We start from the raw sequence: 16,922 nt of genomic DNA, 5'->3' as shown, positions 1-16,922 counted from the left end.
ACTTATTTTAAGGAACAGAAAAAATGAAAAACTGTGTCATTGTCAGCGCGACCCGCACCGCCATCGGCAACTTTAATGGCTCCCTGGCGTCTGTTAGTGCCGTCGATCTCGGCGCGACAGTCATCAGCGCCGCCCTGGAACGGGCGTGCCTCGATCCGAACCTGGTGGATGAAGTCATTATGGGTAACGTATTGCAGGCTGGGCTCGGGCAAAATCCGGCTCGCCAGGCTCTGTTAAAAAGCGGCATTGCCGAGACGGTCAGCGCCTTTACCGTCAACAAGGTTTGCGGCTCCGGTCTTAAAAGCGTGGCCCTGGCTGCGCAGGCCATCCAGGCAGGCGTGGCACAAGCCATCGTGGCTGGGGGCATGGAAAACATGAGCCAGGCACCGTATTTACTAGACGCCAAAGCCCGCTGGGGGTATCGTCTTGGAGATTCGAAACTCTCCGATGTTATCCTGCGCGATGGCCTGATCTGCGCCACCCACGGCTATCATATGGGGATCACGGCCGAAAACGTCGCCCGCGAATATGGTATAAGCCGGGAGATGCAGGACGAACTGGCCCTGCAGTCTCAACACAAAGCAGCAGCAGCCATCGCCTCAGGGGCCTTCCAGGCGGAAATTACCCCGGTTAACGTTACCACTCGCAAAAAGACTGTCCTCTTTGACCGTGATGAGTTTCCTAAAGTGGATTCAACTGCACAGGCTCTGGCAACACTGCGTCCGGCTTTTGACAAAGCCGGCACGGTCACCGCCGGAAATGCCTCCGGCATTAACGATGGGGCTGCGGCCCTTGTGGTTATGCTGGAGTCTGCAGCGCTGGCTGCCGGTTTACAGCCTCTCGCGCGGATCAAAGCTTATGCCAGCAGTGGTGTAGCCCCCTCACTGATGGGCATAGGACCAGTCCCTGCGACGCAAAAAGCCCTGCAGATGAGCGGGTTGCAACTGTCTGATATCGATCTGATCGAAGCCAACGAGGCTTTTGCCGCACAGTTTCTGGCTGTAGGCAAAAAGCTCGGTTTTGAGCCGCATAAGGTGAACGTCAACGGCGGGGCTATTGCGCTCGGGCATCCCGTAGGTGCCAGTGGAGCCCGTATCCTGGTAACGCTTCTGCATGCATTACAGGCACAGGACAAAACCCTGGGGCTGGCAACGTTATGCATTGGCGGCGGCCAGGGGATCGCCATGGTGGTAGAGAGAATGCGCTAAAAGAAAAGGGCCGGAAACCGGCCCTTTTTATGTCAGGAGACATTACTCGTCGGCATCATCTGCCGCATCATCGTCAGTATCGGCTTCCGGCACGATCTCATCATCGCCTTCCGCTACGCTACCATCGATGGAATCGAGCTCTTCGTCATCCACAGGTTCCGCAACACGCTGCAGACCCACCACGTTTTCATCTTCCGCTGTGCGGATGAGGATCACGCCCTGGGTGTTACGCCCTACCACGCTGATTTCAGAGACACGAGTACGCACCAGCGTACCGGCATCGGTAATCATCATGATCTGGTCACAATCATCTACCTGTACCGCGCCAACAACGGAACCGTTGCGCTCGGTCACTTTGATAGAGATAACGCCCTGCGTGCCACGAGACTTGGTTGGGTATTCGCCTTCAGCAGTACGTTTACCATAACCATTCTGCGTCACGGTCAGGATTGCACCTTCGCCACGCGGAATAATCAGGGAAACGACCTTGTCTTCACCCGCCAGTTTGATGCCACGTACACCTGTTGCAGTACGGCCCATCGCACGAACAGCGTTCTCTTTGAAGCGCACCACTTTACCGGCCGCAGAGAACAACATGACTTCATCCGTACCGGATGTCAGATCCACGCCAATCAGCTCATCACCGTCGTTCAGGTTGACGGCAATAATACCGGCTGAACGTGGACGGCTGAATTCGGTCAGTGCAGTTTTCTTCACTGTACCGCTGGCTGTCGCCATAAAGACGTTCACGCCTTCTTCGTACTCACGTACCGGCAGGATCGCGGTGATACGTTCGTTTGGTTCAAGCGGCAACAGGTTGACGATTGGACGGCCACGTGCGCCACGACTTGCTTCAGGAAGCTGATAAACCTTCATCCAGTACAGACGACCACGGCTGGAGAAGCAGAGGATCGTGTCATGGGTGTTTGCCACCAACAGGCGGTCAATAAAGTCTTCTTCTTTAATACGTGCTGCTGATTTGCCTTTACCACCACGACGTTGAGCTTCGTAGTCGGTCAGTGGCTGATACTTCACATAGCCCTGATGAGACAGGGTAACCACCACGTCTTCGCGGTTGATCAGATCTTCAATGTTGATATCAGAGCTATTCGCAGTGATTTCAGTGCGACGTTCATCACCAAACTGATCGCGGACCAGCTCCAGCTCTTCACGGATCACTTCCATCAGACGATCGGCACTGCCGAGGATATGCAGCAGTTCAGCAATCTGTTCCAGCAGCTCTTTGTACTCGTCGAGCAGTTTTTCATGCTCAAGGCCGGTCAGTTTCTGCAGACGCAGATCCAGAATGGCCTGGGCCTGCTGTTCAGTCAGGTAGTACTGACCATCACGCACGCCAAACTCTGGCTCCAGCCATTCCGGACGCGCCGCATCGTCGCCCGCACGTTCCAGCATCGCCGCAACGTTACCCAGTTCCCAAGGACGCGCAACGAGTCCAGCTTTCGCTTCTGCTGGCGTCGGTGCACGACGGATCAGCTCGATGATTGGGTCGATGTTTGCCAGTGCGACAGCCAGTGCTTCAAGGATATGAGCACGGTCACGCGCTTTGCGCAGCTCGAAAATAGTACGGCGAGTCACGACTTCGCGGCGGTGACGCACGAATGCACTCAGGATCTCTTTCAGGTTCATGATCTTCGGCTGACCATGGTGCAGTGCAACCATGTTGATACCGAAGGAGACCTGAAGTTGAGTCTGGGAGTACAGGTTGTTCAGTACAACCTCACCCACCGCGTCGCGTTTGATTTCGATGACGACACGCATCCCGTCTTTATCGGACTCATCACGCAGCGCGCTGATACCTTCAACACGTTTCTCTTTGACCAGCTCGGCGATTTTTTCAATCAGACGCGCTTTGTTCACCTGATAAGGGATTTCGTGAACAATGATGGTTTCACGGCCCGTTTTTGCATCGGCTTCCACTTCAGCGCGGGCGCGGATGTAAATTTTGCCGCGACCGGTACGGTAAGCTTCTTCGATGCCACGGCGACCATTAATGATAGCTGCCGTTGGGAAGTCCGGACCCGGAATGTGTTCCATCAGCCCTTCAATGCTGATGTCTTCATCGTCGATATAGGCCAGACAACCGTTGATCACTTCCGTGATGTTATGCGGTGGAATGTTGGTTGCCATACCTACGGCGATACCGGATGAACCGTTCACCAGAAGGTTAGGGATTTTCGTTGGCATAACGTCAGGAATTTTTTCCGTGCCGTCGTAGTTATCAACGAAATCAACCGTCTCTTTTTCCAGATCGGCCATCAGCTCGTGGGCGATTTTCGACATACGGATTTCCGTATAACGCATCGCCGCAGCGGAGTCGCCGTCGACAGAACCAAAGTTACCCTGGCCATCTACCAGCATGTAACGCAGCGAGAAAGGCTGCGCCATACGCACGATCGTGTCATAAACGGCGATATCACCGTGTGGGTGATATTTACCGATTACGTCACCAACGACACGGGCAGATTTTTTATAGGCTTTATTCCAGTCATTGCCCAATACGTTCATGGCGTATAGTACGCGACGGTGTACCGGCTTCAGGCCATCGCGGACGTCCGGCAGCGCACGGCCAACAATGACCGACATCGCATAGTCCAGATAGGAGCTCTTCAGCTCTTCCTCGATGTTAACCGGTGTAATTTCTCTCGCAAGGTCGCTCATCTAACCGCTATCCCTCTACTGTATCCCGGATTCAAAGGTCGCAAATTATAACACAACCGCTCTCAGACAGGTAAACCTGTATGCTTTATTCATGGGGATAGCCTGATATACTCCGAAGTCTTGCTAAATAAGGAGTAAAAGCACCCATGAATGCCGAAAAATCCCCGGTGACTCACAACGTTGATCATGAAGAGATCGCCAAATTTGAGGCGGTAGCGTCCCGTTGGTGGGATCTCGACGGTGAGTTTAAACCTCTGCACCGCATTAACCCACTGCGTCTTGGCTATATTGCGGAACGCTCTGGCGGTCTTTTCGGTAAAAAGATCCTCGACGTAGGCTGCGGTGGTGGCATTCTTGCAGAAAGCATGGCACGTGAAGGGGCGAGCGTTACCGGTCTGGACATGGGATTTGAACCGCTACAGGTGGCAAAACTCCACGCGCTGGAAAGCGGTATTCAGGTTGATTATGTACAAGAAACTGTCGAAGCGCATGCAGCAAAACACGCGCACCAGTATGACGTCGTCACCTGTATGGAAATGCTTGAACACGTACCCGATCCCCAGTCTGTCGTGCGTGCTTGCGCGAAGCTCGTTAAACCGGGTGGACAGGTGTTCTTCTCCACCATTAATCGTAACGGTAAAGCCTGGCTGATGGCCGTAGTCGGTGCAGAATACGTCCTGCGCATGGTCCCCAAAGGAACGCATGACGTGAAAAAATTCATCAAACCTGCTGAATTATTAAGCTGGGTCGACCAAACGTGGCTCAAAGAGCAGCACATCACAGGTCTGCATTACAATCCGTTAACCGATAAATTTAAGCTCGCACCCGGCGTGGATGTTAATTATATGTTGCACACAACTGCAAAAAACGACTAACGTCATCAACTATTCTTATAAAGATTGCGCGACATCATGTTGCGCAATTTTGACCTCTCGTTGAAGAAATCAGCACTCGATCAAATTTTCATTTTTTTTTATCGAATATTGACAATCCGTCCAGGCCTTACGGTACGTGGACTTAGCGTTTATTACGCTTCTGCAACCTCAATTTAACCTCAAAATCAACCCTTGTGCTGAAAAGATTCGATACTAGAATACTCACCATATAGCGTTTTTCTTATCGCAAACCCCCTACATGTAGTATTTATCCACAGAGTTAGTCACAAGACGGACCTGTGGATAAACGGGGGGATATTTTTTTATTTCACGGACAGGTAAAAACCCACATGAATCAGAGTCTGCTGGTGACAAAGCGCGACGGTACAACCGAGCGTATCAATCTGGACAAAATCCATCGAGTTCTCGACTGGGCAGCAGAAGGACTGAACAACGTATCTATTTCCCAGGTTGAACTGCGCTCCCATATCCAGTTTTACGACGGTATCAAAACGTCCGACATCCACGAAACCATCATCAAAGCAGCCGCAGACCTGATTTCTCGCGAAGCGCCAGATTATCAGTATCTCGCTGCGCGTCTGGCGATTTTCCACCTGCGTAAAAAAGCGTACGGTCAGTTCGAACCGCCAGCACTGTACGATCACGTGGTGAAAATGGTTGAGTTGGGCAAATACGACACGCATCTGCTGGAAGACTACACGGAAGAAGAGTTCGAGCAGATGAACGGGTTTATCGATCACTGGCGCGATATGAACTTCTCCTACGCCGCCGTGAAGCAACTCGAAGGCAAATACCTGGTTCAGAACCGTGTGACCGGCGAAATCTACGAGAGCGCACAGTTCCTGTATATTCTGGTTGCCGCCTGCCTGTTCTCTAATTATCCGCGTGAAACACGTCTGGAATACGTAAAACGTTTCTACGACGCAGTCTCTACGTTCAAGATTTCTCTGCCTACGCCAATTATGTCTGGCGTGCGCACACCAACCCGTCAGTTCAGCTCTTGCGTATTGATCGAGTGTGGTGACAGCCTGGATTCCATCAACGCCACCTCCAGCGCCATTGTGAAATATGTCTCTCAGCGTGCCGGTATCGGTATTAACGCGGGCCGTATTCGTGCTCTGGGTAGCCCAATTCGCGGTGGTGAAGCTTTCCACACCGGCTGTATCCCGTTCTACAAGCACTTCCAGACTGCGGTAAAATCCTGCTCTCAGGGCGGCGTGCGTGGTGGTGCTGCTACTCTGTTCTACCCGATGTGGCATCTGGAAGTCGAAAGCCTGCTGGTTCTGAAAAACAACCGTGGCGTTGAAGGTAACCGCGTGCGTCACATGGACTATGGTGTGCAGATCAACAAGCTGATGTACACCCGTCTGCTGAAAGGTGAAGAGATCACCCTGTTCAGCCCATCTGACGTCCCTGGCCTCTACGATGCGTTCTTCGCTGACCAGGATGAATTCGAACGTCTGTACACCAAATATGAGAAAGACGACAGCATCCGCAAGCAGCGCGTGAAAGCGGTAGACCTGTTCTCCCTGATGATGCAGGAACGTGCCTCTACCGGCCGTATCTACATTCAGAACGTTGACCACTGCAACACCCACAGCCCATTTGACCCGGTGGTTGCGCCAGTGCGTCAGTCTAACCTGTGCCTGGAAATCGCCCTGCCAACCAAACCGCTGAACGACGTTAACGACGAAAGCGGTGAAATCGCCCTGTGTACGCTGTCAGCGTTCAACCTGGGAGCGATCAAAAGCCTGGACGAGCTTGAAGAGCTGGCTGTGCTGGCAGTACGTGCACTGGATGCCCTGCTGGACTACCAGGATTACCCAATCCCGGCCGCAAAACGTGGCGCAATGGGCCGTCGTACCCTGGGTATTGGCGTGATCAACTTTGCCTACTGGCTGGCGAAAAACGGCAAGCGTTATTCTGATGGCAGTGCGAACAACCTGACGCACCAGACGTTTGAAGCAATTCAGTACTACCTGATGAAAGCCTCTAATGAGCTGGCAAAAGAGCAAGGCGCGTGTCCGTGGTTCAACGAAACCACCTATGCGAAAGGCATTCTGCCGATCGACACCTACAAAAAAGACCTGGACGCGATTGTCAGCGAACCGCTGCACCTCGACTGGGAAGGTCTGCGTGAGTCCATTAAAACTCACGGCCTGCGTAACTCTACGCTCTCTGCCCTGATGCCGTCCGAGACCTCTTCGCAGATCTCTAACGCCACCAACGGTATCGAGCCACCGCGCGGCCACGTCAGCATTAAAGCGTCAAAAGACGGCGTGTTGCGTCAGGTTGTTCCAGATTACGAAACGCTGGGTAACAACTACGAGTTGCTGTGGGAAATGCCAAACAACGACGGCTACCTGCAACTGGTGGGTATCATGCAGAAGTTTATCGATCAGTCGATCTCTGCTAACACCAACTACGACCCGACACGTTTCCCGTCCGGAAAAGTGCCAATGCAGCAATTGCTGAAAGACTTGCTCACTGCCTATAAATTTGGCGTTAAAACCCTGTACTATCACAACACCCGTGATGGTGCAGAAGATGCGCAAGACGATCTTGCTCCTTCTATCCAGGACGATGGCTGCGAAAGCGGCGCATGTAAGATCTAATGAAGGGCGGGGATATCCCCGCCTTTATTTCGTAAGACAGGACTCCCAACTCATGGCATACACCACCTTTTCACAGACGAAAAACGACCAGCTCAAAGAGCCGATGTTCTTCGGCCAGCCAGTCAACGTGGCACGCTACGATCAGCAAAAATATGACATCTTCGAAAAGCTGATTGAAAAGCAACTCTCCTTCTTCTGGCGTCCGGAAGAAGTGGATGTTTCCCGCGATCGTATTGATTTTCAGGCGTTGCCGGATCATGAAAAACATATTTTCATCAGTAATCTGAAGTATCAGACGCTGCTGGATTCCATTCAGGGTCGTAGCCCGAACGTGGCGTTGCTGCCGCTGATCTCCATCCCAGAGCTGGAAACCTGGGTTGAAACCTGGGCCTTCTCCGAGACGATCCATTCCCGCTCTTACACCCATATCATCCGCAACATCGTTAACGATCCGGCTGTGGTGTTTGACGATATCGTTACCAACGAGCAGATCCAAAAACGTGCCGAAGGGATTGCCCACTACTACGATGAGCTCATCGAGATGACCAGCTACTGGCATCTGCTGGGCGAAGGTACACACAATGTGAACGGCAAAACCGTTACCGTGAATCTGCGTGCGCTGAAAAAACAGCTGTACCTGTGCCTGATGAGCGTGAACGCGCTGGAAGCCATTCGCTTCTACGTGAGCTTCGCCTGCTCCTTCGCCTTTGCTGAACGCAAGCTGATGGAAGGGAATGCCAAAATCATTCGCCTCATCGCCCGCGATGAAGCCCTGCACCTGACTGGCACGCAGCACATACTGAACCTGCTGCGCAGCGGAACGGATGATCCAGAGATGGCGGAAATCGCAGAAGAGTGCAAACAGGACTGTTATGACCTGTTCGTGCTGGCGGCTCAGCAGGAGAAAGAGTGGGCAGATTACCTGTTCCGCGACGGCTCCATGATTGGCCTGAATAAAGACATTCTGTGCCAGTATGTTGAGTACATTACCAACATCCGCATGCAGGCTGTCGGTCTTGATCTGCCGTTCCAGACGCGCTCCAACCCGATTCCATGGATCAACACCTGGCTGGTGTCCGATAACGTGCAGGTTGCGCCGCAGGAAGTGGAAGTGAGTTCTTATCTTGTGGGTCAGATCGACGCGGAAGTTGATACTGACGACCTGAGCAACTTCCAGCTCTGATGACGCGCGTAACCCTTCGCCTTTCTGGCACAGAAGTGCTGTGTCAGGAAGAGCACCCTTCTCTGCTGGTGGCGCTTGAAGCGCATCAGGTTGAGGTAGAGTACCAGTGTCGTGCCGGGTATTGCGGCTCCTGCCGCTGCCGCCTGGTCGCAGGCCAGGTCGACTGGCTGACCGAACCGCTGGCCTTTATCAACGAAGGGGAAATTTTGCCCTGCTGCTGCCGGGCAAAAGGCGATATTGAGATCGAGATGTGATTGCCCTGGTTCCCTCTCCCCGTGGGAGAGGGTTAGCAGTTCGTAGGCCGGGTAAGGCGCAGCCGCCACCCGGCAATTTCAGCGTTTATCCTTCAAAAAACCTACCGCTTTATCCGGGAAATCCGTAAACAATCCGTCCACGCCCGCCTGGTTATACAACACGTCGTACAGTTGGTTCACGTCCGTCGCATACTCCGGTAGCTGGTCTGCACGCACCGTGTAAGGATGCACCTGCATCTTACTGGCATGTGCTTCTTTCACCATATCCGTCAGCTTCACGTGACCCGCCGTTGAGCCTTGTGCCACCAACATATGGTAATCCGGCCCAATACCGTCAGCGTACTGCGCAATCTGCTTCATCGCGCCCGGCGTAAACATCCAGTCGTAGTTGTAGTTCGCCCACTTCCCGTCAGGCTGTTTCTCCTGGGTTTCATTCCAGTCGGTATAGGCAATCAGCTGCACCAGGTTGAGGTTCATCCCCATCTTTGGTTCCAGCTCGGTTTTAATGCGCTTCAGTTCAGCGGCATCAAAACATTGCAGATAGACCTTGTCCTGCTTGCTGGTGTAGCCGTACTGTTTCAGCACTTCCAGCGTTTTCACCGCAATATCTTTCCCTTCCTGATGGTGGAACCACGGCGCTTTAATTTCCGGGTAAATACCGATATTTTTGCCCGTCGAGTGGTTCAGCCCCTGAACAAACTCAATCTCCTCTTCAAAGGTATGAATACGGAAATCAGATTTGCCCATCGGGAAACGTCCCGGATAGACCTGTACCGTCTTGCCGTTCTCAATCCCGAAGCCTTCGGTAAATTTCAGCGAACGGATCTCATCGAGCGTGAAATCAATGGCGTAGTAGCGGCCATCTTTACGGGCGCGGTCCGGGAAACGTTCTGCCACGTCCGTAACACGGTCAAGATAGTGGTCATGCAGGACAACCAGATGGTCGTCCTTCGTCATCACCAGATCCTGCTCCAGGTAATCGGCCCCTTGTGCATAAGCCATCGCTTTGGCCGGGAGCGTATGCTCTGGCAGATAGCCGCTCGCGCCACGATGGGCGATAACAATCTTTTCGGCGGCCAGTGCAGAACCCGTCATTAACCCCACCAGCAGCAGGCTCGTGGCGAATTGAGTTAATTTCATCACACACTCCTTATTGACGACGCGCGAGCATTTCGGCGTGGTGACGTTTCTCACCAAACATCACGATAATTAACAGCAGAACAGCCAGCACGCTGCCGCCAATCATCACCATAAAGCCACCATCCCAGCCGAAGAAGTCCACGGTATAACCCACGATGGCACTCGCCGCGACGGAACCACCGAGGTAGCCGAACAAGCCGGTAAAGCCTGCCGCCGTCCCTGCTGCTTTTTTCGGTGCAAGCTCCAGCGCATGCAGACCAATCAGCATGACCGGACCATAAATCAGGAAGCCGATCACAATCATACAAATCATATCAACGCCAGGGTTACCCGGCGGGTTGAGCCAGTAAACCACCGTCGCAATGGTCACCAGCGTCATAAAGAAGACACCCGTTGCACCACGATTGCCTTTAAACACCTTATCTGACATCCAGCCGCAAAGCAGCGTGCCAGGGATCCCTGCATATTCATACAGGAAGTAAGCCCAGGAGGATTTATCCAGCGCAAAATGCTTCACCTCTTTGAGATAGGTCGGTGACCAGTCGAGGATGCCGTAACGCAGCAGGTAGACAAAGACGTTCGCTATCGCGATATACCACAGCAATTTATTGGGCAGAACGTACTTCATGAAGATCTGCTTCGCCGTCAACTCTTCTTCATGTTGTTCGCTGTAATCGTCCGGGTAATCATTCTTGTACTCTTCAATAGGGGGCAATCCGCAGGACTGTGGCGTATCGCGCATCAGTGCAAAAGCAATAATCGCCACCAGAACCGCGCCAAAGGCAGGCATGTAAAGCGCGGCTTTCCAGTCGTTAAACCACGCCATTCCCAGCAGGAAAAGCAGTGGCGGGATACCGCCGCCCACGTTATGCGCGCAGTTCCACACCGAGACAATGCCACCACGCTCTTTCTGCGACCACCAGTGCACCATCGTACGCCCACACGGCGGCCACCCCATCCCCTGGAACCAGCCACATAAGAACAGCAGAACAAACATGATGGCAATGCTGGAGGTTGCCCACGGCACAAACCCCATAAACAACATGACCGCAGCCGCAAGAATCAACCCTGCCGGTAAAAATACACGCGGGTTCGAGCGGTCTGACACCGACCCCATAATGAATTTGGAAAAGCCATAAGCAATCGAGATCCCGGACAGCGCAAACCCCAGATCGCCGCGCGAAAAGCCCTGCTCAATCAGATAGGGCATAGCCAGGGTAAAGTTTTTGCGTACCAGATAGTAAGCCGCATATCCGAAGAAAATGCCCAGGAAGATTTGCCAGCGCAGGCGACGGTATAGCGGATCAATCTCTGCCTCTGGCAGACGCGCCCGATGCGGCGCAGGTTTGAAGATACTCAGCATGACAGCCTCCGTGGCCATAGATTGAATTTTCGGGGGTTTAACTGCCCCACGACTCCAGAGAGGCGGCGATGTTAAAAAATCACGGTGATTGTTACTGTGAATCAACGCACATATTGTTACAGAAATATGACAAAGTGCGCAAAAAGGCGCACGAAATCACGTTTCACTTTCGTATAACGCTCGATTATGTTCGAAATCAAACAAACCGTGCTATCCATGTGGCTAAATGGTAAAAAAACGAACACGAGGGAAGACAATGACAACTCACGATCCCCGCTATAGCGATGTGATTATCATTGGCGGTGGCGCTACCGGTGCAGGCATTGCACGAGATTGCGCGCTACGAGGCTTAAGCGTTACGCTTCTGGAACGTCACGACATTGCGACTGGCGCAACCGGACGCAATCATGGCCTGCTTCACAGCGGCGCACGATACGCGGTAACGGACAGCGAATCTGCCCGCGAGTGTATTGCTGAAAACCAGATCCTCAAACGCATTGCTCGTCATTGCATCGAACCAACCAACGGTCTGTTCATCACACTCCCGGAAGATAGCCTGGCCTTCCAGCACACGTTTATTACGGCCTGTCTCGCTGCCGGTATTGATGCCGAAGCTATCGATCCCGCTCTCGCCCGCCGCATTGAGCCCGCCGTCAACCCGGCACTCACAGGGGCAGTCAAAGTCCCCGACGGCACAGTTGATCCTTTTCGCCTGACTGCTGCCAATATGCTGGATGCCCGCGAACATGGCGCACGTATTCTCACAGGGCATGAGGTGACCGGGCTTATTCGCCAGGGTGATACTGTGTGTGGCGTTCGGGTCTTTGATCCGCAATACAAGGAACACAGCGAACTGTATGCCAGCGTGGTAGTGAATGCGGCGGGAATTTGGGGGCAACGTATTGCGGAATATGCGGATTTGTCGATCCGAATGTTCCCGGCCAAAGGGTCGCTGCTGATCCTCGACCACCGCATTAATAACCACGTGATCAACCGCTGCCGCAAGCCGTCTGATGCCGATATCCTGGTCCCTGGCGATACGATTTCCTTGATTGGGACCACCTCAACCCACGTTGACTACAGCGAGATCGACGTTAACCGGGTCACCGCCGAAGAGGTTGATATTTTGCTACGAGAAGGGGAAAAATTGGCCCCAATAATGGCGCAAGCCCGCATTCTCCGTGCCTACGCCGGTGTACGCCCACTGGTGGCCAGCGATAACGATCCCAGCGGGCGTAACGTCAGCCGGGGGATTGTGTTGTTAGACCACGCAGAGCGCGACGGGATGGAAGGCTTTATAACTATTACCGGCGGCAAACTGATGACCTACCGGCTGATGGCACAGTGGGCTACGGATGCCGTGTGCCGTAAGCTTGGCAATACTCAGCTGTGTATCACGGCGACGCAATCCCTTCCCGGCTCACAGCAATCCACAGAAAAAACGCTGCATAAAATCATCTCGCTTCCGGCGCCTTTGCGCGGCTCAGCCATCTACCGCCATGGCGACAGAACGCCGTCGTGGCTCGGTGAAGGGCGTCTCAGCCGCAGCCTGGTATGCGAGTGTGAAGCGGTTACCGCAGGCGAGGTGCAATACGCCGTAGAAAATCTGACGGTGAATAACCTGCTTGATTTGCGCCGCCGTACACGCGTGGGCATGGGGACCTGCCAGGGTGAACTGTGCGCATGTCGCGCTGCCGGGTTATTGCAGCGTTTTCATGTCTCCACCTCAACCCAGTCGCTGGATCAGCTCAGCGACTTTTTGAATGAACGCTGGAAAGGCGTGCAGCCCGTCGCCTGGGGAGATGCCCTGCGCGAAAGCGAGTTTACCCGCTGGGTATATCAGGGGCTGTGTGGTCTGGAAAAGGGGCAACACGATGAAATTTGATACTGTAATCATTGGCGGTGGACTGGCAGGTGTACTCTGCGGGCTGAAACTGACACAACACGGCCTGCGCTGCGCCATTATCAGCCGCGGTCAGAGCGCACTGCATTTTTCGTCTGGATCGCTGGATTTGCTGGGAGCCTTACCCGATGGCACGCCGGTACACGCCCCACTGGCGACCCTGAGTCAGCCCGATATTCTGCCATCAGAACATCCTTATAGCCTGATAGGCTCGCAACCTATCGCCCGTCTCGTCCATGAGGCAGAAGCGCTACTGGCAACCTGCGGGGCGCGGTTGCAAGGTAATGCTCACCATAATCATCAGCGCGTTACGCCACTTGGGACTCTGCGTTCAGCCTGGCTAAGCCCTGAGGAAGTCCCTGTTGCCCCTCTCACCGCTCAACGCATACTGGTTGTCGGCATCAGTGGTTTTCTGGATTTCCAGCCTCATCTGGCCACGGCTTCTCTTCGCCATCAGGGGATCAACGCAGATACAGCAGAAATAGAACTTCCTGAGCTTGACGTCCTGCGTGATAACGCCAGTGAGTTTCGGGCAGTGAATATTGCCCGGTTCCTGGATAACGAAGACAAATGGCCACTGCTCTTTGAGGCACTGAAACCGCTCAGCAATACCTGCGACAGCCTGTTTATGCCTGCCTGCTTTGGCTTAACCGATAACCGGCTCTGGCGCTGGCTTTCAGACCGTCTCCCCTGCAACGTGGGGTTACTGCCTACACTGCCGCCGTCTGTGCCCGGTATCCGCCTGCATAACCAGCTCCAGCGCCAGTTTATCGCCCAGGGTGGCATCTGGATGGCAGGTGACGAGGTAAAAAAAATCACCCTTACTGGCGGAGGCGTCAGCGAGGTCTGGACCCGAAATCATGACGATATCCCCTTGCGAACACGCTTTGCGGTGCTGGCGAGCGGCAGTTTCTTTAGCAACGGATTATTGAGCAGCCGCGACGGCATCCGGGAGGCCATTCTCGGGCTGGATGTGAGACAAAGCGCATCGCGCGCAGACTGGTATCAGAGTGACTTTTTCACCCCACAACCCTGGCAACAGTTTGGTGTGATCGTCGATAACAACCTGCACCCACAGTTATCTGGAGTATCGGTCGACAATCTCTACGCCATCGGATCGATTTTGGGTGGCTTTGATCCCATCGCTCAGGGCTGCGGCGGTGGTGTTTGTGCCATGTCGGCGCTGTATGTTGCAGAACAGATTTGCCATCGCGCAGAGGCAGAAAAATGAACGATACCCGCTTCGAAAGCTGCATTAAATGCACGATTTGTACCACTGCTTGCCCGGTGAGCAGCGTGAATCCGCGTTATCCTGGCCCAAAACAGGCTGGCCCCGACGGCGAGCGTCTGCGCCTGAAAGACGGAGCGTTGTACGATGAAGCGCTAAAATACTGCATCAACTGTAAACGTTGTGAAGTGGCCTGCCCTTCGGATGTCAAAATTGGCGACATCATCCAGCGTGCACGCGCACGTTACAGCACGCAAAAACCCACGCTGCGCGATGCCATTCTCAGCCATACCGATCTGATGGGAAGCGTCTCAACGCCCTTTGCACCGCTGGTCAATGCCGCCACGTCGCTCAAACCTGTGCGCCAGTTGCTCGATGTGGCGCTCAAAATCGATCACCATCGTAGTCTACCGAAATATTCCCTCGGTACATTCCGTCGCTGGTACAAATCAGTGGCGGCAGAACAGGCACAATATGCCGATCAGATCGCGTTTTTCCATGGTTGCTACGTGAATTACAACCACCCGCAGTTAGGGAAAGATCTGCTTAAGGTACTGAACGCCATGGGTACGGGCGTACAGTTGCTCAATAAAGAGAAGTGCTGTGGCGTACCGCTGATTGCGAACGGCTTTACAGCAAAAGCACGTAAACAGGCTCAACATAATGTCACATCACTTCGTGAGGCGATCGACGGGAAAGGCCTTCCGGTACTGGCCACATCATCCACCTGCACTTTTACACTGCGCGATGAGTATCCTCATCTGCTTGACGTGGATAACAGCGGCCTGCGCGAACATATCGAACTGGCGACACGCTATCTCTGGCGCAGACTGGATGCAGGAGAGACGCTCCCGCTGGGCCAGTTGCCGCTGAAAGTGGTTTATCACACACCCTGTCACATGGAAAAAATGGGATGGTCGCTGTATACCCTCGAACTACTGAGATTAATTCCTGGACTGGAGCTGACGATACTGGATTCACGCTGCTGTGGCATTGCGGGAACCTACGGCTTCAAAAGTGAAAACTACGCCACATCGCAAGCCATCGGTGCGCCGTTGTTCCGGCAAATTGAGGAGAGTGGCGCTGACCTGGTGGTCACCGATTGTGAAACCTGCAAATGGCAAATTGAGATGTCTACCAGCAAGCGCTGCGAACATCCAATCACGCTGCTGGCTAAGGCGCTGGGCTAATAGCTATTGCCGGGGTGATGCGACCCCGGCAAAGGTGTCATTCGATGAACAGCGACTCGACCACATTGATCCAGCCGTGTTCGCTGGCGACCTCTTTCCCGTTCAGCCAGCGACGCAGAATGTTCAGCGCCATCATGGCACACACTTCCTGACGTACAGCCAAACTGTGGCGGGTAATGCTCATTTTAACCCGCAAGGCATAGGTTCCTTCAGGCGTCGCCAGCGCAAAGTTAAGATGTTCATCATCAAGCCCACCCACAGCCAGCGCCAGGCCAGCAAAATGGTTGACTCTTCGCTCGGCCGCCCAGCGTGCAGTTTGCATCAGCGTCTCTTGCTGGAACGGCACAACTTCACTGGCCAGCAGTGGGGCTACAGCCCGTGAAAGCTGCAACGCCAGCACCCCTCCCGTAAACTGCTCGCTTAAGGTCAGACTCAACTGACGCGCCTGCAAGTGGCGCGAGATCTGCGCAGGCAAACCTTCTGTTCCTTCAAAGATCAGGCTTTCTCCCGCTACGCGTTGTACTTCTGGCCACAGGGCCAGCATAGCGTCTTTTTCGGTTGCCGGGCCTGTCAGTTTCAGCTCGATGATGGGCATTGAAGAGCGATACCCCATCGACACACCAGGCGGCAGCGGCAGAGGGTCAAGGCTTTGCGCCAGGTCGCTTTCGGAACGGCCAAATGTGGTGAGTCGTAAACAAAGAGGTGGTTCAGGCAAAGTAAACCGCTCGCGCAGACGCGGCAGGATCTGCTGCTCAACCATGACTTTAAATTCGGACGGCACGCCGGGGGTGAAAAACATCACACAGCGGTTCAGCGTGACGGCGAATCCGCAGGCCGTACCAACCGGATTATCGATGAACTCAGCACTGGCAGGAATTTCTGCCTGCTTGCGGTTGCTCGGGGCCATCACCCGGCCACGCTCAGCAAAGAACCGTTCCATCTGGGCCAGCCAGGCTTCGTGCAGAACCAGCCCTTCACCTTTCGCCGTCGCCGCAGCCAATGCGCTTAAATCATCACTGGTGGGGCCAAGTCCGCCATTTACGATCAGGACATCAGCATGTTCACTACGCTCACGCAAAATATTGACCAGCGACTCCAGGTTGTCACCCACGGTATTGCGGCGCGTTAACGGTAATCCCTGTTCAAAGAAAAAATCGGCTAACCAGGCGGCATTGGTATCGGTAATTTGTCCATGCAGCACTTCGTCGCCGGTGGATAACATCTCCACGTTAATCATTGTGTTCTCCCGCTTATATGGTCAAA

Annotated in this window: 12 protein-coding genes; 8 read left to right on the top strand and 4 right to left on the bottom strand. The window is 53.8% G+C overall.

Translation table 11 applies throughout. The features are described from left to right. Window positions 1-23: 23 nt before the first annotated feature. The gene (locus GF617_RS17425; RefSeq protein ID WP_203452175.1) at window positions 24-1,208 is read left to right on the top strand and encodes an acetyl-CoA C-acetyltransferase; all 1,185 of its coding nucleotides are present in this window, start codon (window positions 24-26) and stop codon (window positions 1,206-1,208) included. Window positions 1,209-1,250: 42 nt separating this feature from the next. On the opposite strand, the gene gyrA is transcribed toward GF617_RS17425, so the two are convergent. Next, on the bottom strand, window positions 1,251-3,887 hold the full coding sequence (gene gyrA / locus GF617_RS17420) for a DNA topoisomerase (ATP-hydrolyzing) subunit A (RefSeq protein WP_203452174.1): 2,637 nt from the start codon (window positions 3,885-3,887) through the stop codon (window positions 1,251-1,253). Window positions 3,888-4,033: 146 nt separating this feature from the next. On the opposite strand from gyrA, the gene ubiG reads away from it, so the two are divergent. From ubiG to yfaE, 4 genes are all read left to right on the top strand, one after another. Beyond that, complete coding sequence (gene ubiG, locus GF617_RS17415) at window positions 4,034-4,762, top strand: bifunctional 2-polyprenyl-6-hydroxyphenol methylase/3-demethylubiquinol 3-O-methyltransferase UbiG (protein ID WP_181620197.1); 729 nt, start codon at window positions 4,034-4,036, stop codon at window positions 4,760-4,762. Window positions 4,763-5,112: 350 nt separating this feature from the next. Continuing rightward, window positions 5,113-7,398, top strand: a complete 2,286-nt coding sequence (nrdA, locus tag GF617_RS17410; protein WP_203452173.1) for a class 1a ribonucleoside-diphosphate reductase subunit alpha — start codon at window positions 5,113-5,115, stop codon at window positions 7,396-7,398. 52 nt (window positions 7,399-7,450) lie between these two features. After that, complete coding sequence (gene nrdB, locus GF617_RS17405; RefSeq protein ID WP_203452172.1) at window positions 7,451-8,581, top strand: class Ia ribonucleoside-diphosphate reductase subunit beta; 1,131 nt, start codon at window positions 7,451-7,453, stop codon at window positions 8,579-8,581. Next, window positions 8,581-8,835 carry a class I ribonucleotide reductase maintenance protein YfaE gene (gene yfaE, locus GF617_RS17400; protein ID WP_014071081.1) on the top strand — a complete coding sequence of 85 codons (255 nt, stop codon included), beginning with the start codon at window positions 8,581-8,583 and terminating at the stop codon, window positions 8,833-8,835. Before nrdB ends, yfaE begins: the two co-directional genes overlap by 1 nt. Window positions 8,836-8,913: 78 nt before the next feature. Here yfaE and glpQ read toward each other — a convergent pair whose 3' ends face one another. Together glpQ and glpT are read right to left on the bottom strand one after the other, a co-directional pair. After that, window positions 8,914-9,975, bottom strand: a complete 1,062-nt coding sequence (glpQ, locus tag GF617_RS17395; protein WP_203452171.1) for a glycerophosphodiester phosphodiesterase — start codon at window positions 9,973-9,975, stop codon at window positions 8,914-8,916. 10 nt (window positions 9,976-9,985) lie between these two features. Then, window positions 9,986-11,338, bottom strand: coding sequence for a glycerol-3-phosphate transporter (gene glpT, locus GF617_RS17390; protein ID WP_181620201.1), 1,353 nt, complete (start codon window positions 11,336-11,338; stop codon window positions 9,986-9,988). 256 nt (window positions 11,339-11,594) lie between these two features. Here glpT and glpA point away from each other — a divergent pair, with 256 nt between their 5' ends. From glpA to glpC, 3 genes are read left to right on the top strand one after another with little or no spacing between them, the layout of a single operon-like run. Beyond that, complete coding sequence (gene glpA, locus GF617_RS17385; RefSeq protein ID WP_203452170.1) at window positions 11,595-13,223, top strand: anaerobic glycerol-3-phosphate dehydrogenase subunit A; 1,629 nt, start codon at window positions 11,595-11,597, stop codon at window positions 13,221-13,223. Beyond that, window positions 13,213-14,472: a glycerol-3-phosphate dehydrogenase subunit GlpB gene (gene glpB / locus GF617_RS17380; protein WP_203452169.1), complete on the top strand. Its 1,260-nt coding sequence runs from the start codon at window positions 13,213-13,215 to the stop codon at window positions 14,470-14,472. The genes glpA and glpB overlap by 11 nt, the downstream gene beginning before the upstream one ends. Then, window positions 14,469-15,659 carry an anaerobic glycerol-3-phosphate dehydrogenase subunit GlpC gene (glpC, locus tag GF617_RS17375; RefSeq protein ID WP_203452168.1) on the top strand — a complete coding sequence of 397 codons (1,191 nt, stop codon included), beginning with the start codon at window positions 14,469-14,471 and terminating at the stop codon, window positions 15,657-15,659. Before glpB ends, glpC begins: the two co-directional genes overlap by 4 nt. A gap of 37 nt (window positions 15,660-15,696) precedes the next feature. Here the strand turns inward: glpC and GF617_RS17370 are convergent, their stop codons facing one another. Further along, window positions 15,697-16,896, bottom strand: a complete 1,200-nt coding sequence (locus GF617_RS17370) for a nicotinamide mononucleotide deamidase-related protein YfaY (protein ID WP_203452167.1) — start codon at window positions 16,894-16,896, stop codon at window positions 15,697-15,699. Between the last annotated feature and the right edge of the window lie 26 nt (window positions 16,897-16,922).

The sequence above is a fragment of the Lelliottia sp. RWM.1 genome (assembly GCF_016859735.1).
Lineage (GTDB): Bacteria > Pseudomonadota > Gammaproteobacteria > Enterobacterales > Enterobacteriaceae > Enterobacter.
Note: the sequence above shows the minus strand (reverse complement) of the source record. Positions and strands in the feature narration are given on the sequence as shown.

Bases quoted from the DNA above. Each gene is read 5' to 3' on its own strand.
- GF617_RS17425 (WP_203452175.1), top strand. From the start codon at position 24: ATGAAAAACTGTGTCATTGTCAGCGCGACCCGCACCGCCATCGGCAAC.
- gyrA (WP_203452174.1), bottom strand. From the start codon at position 3,887: ATGAGCGACCTTGCGAGAGAAATTACACCGGTTAACATCGAGGAAGAG.
- ubiG (WP_181620197.1), top strand. From the start codon at position 4,034: ATGAATGCCGAAAAATCCCCGGTGACTCACAACGTTGATCATGAAGAG.
- nrdA (WP_203452173.1), top strand. From the start codon at position 5,113: ATGAATCAGAGTCTGCTGGTGACAAAGCGCGACGGTACAACCGAGCGT.
- nrdB (WP_203452172.1), top strand. From the start codon at position 7,451: ATGGCATACACCACCTTTTCACAGACGAAAAACGACCAGCTCAAAGAG.
- yfaE (WP_014071081.1), top strand. From the start codon at position 8,581: ATGACGCGCGTAACCCTTCGCCTTTCTGGCACAGAAGTGCTGTGTCAG.
- glpQ (WP_203452171.1), bottom strand. From the start codon at position 9,975: ATGAAATTAACTCAATTCGCCACGAGCCTGCTGCTGGTGGGGTTAATG.
- glpT (WP_181620201.1), bottom strand. From the start codon at position 11,338: ATGCTGAGTATCTTCAAACCTGCGCCGCATCGGGCGCGTCTGCCAGAG.
- glpA (WP_203452170.1), top strand. From the start codon at position 11,595: ATGACAACTCACGATCCCCGCTATAGCGATGTGATTATCATTGGCGGT.
- glpB (WP_203452169.1), top strand. From the start codon at position 13,213: ATGAAATTTGATACTGTAATCATTGGCGGTGGACTGGCAGGTGTACTC.
- glpC (WP_203452168.1), top strand. From the start codon at position 14,469: ATGAACGATACCCGCTTCGAAAGCTGCATTAAATGCACGATTTGTACC.
- GF617_RS17370 (WP_203452167.1), bottom strand. From the start codon at position 16,896: ATGATTAACGTGGAGATGTTATCCACCGGCGACGAAGTGCTGCATGGA.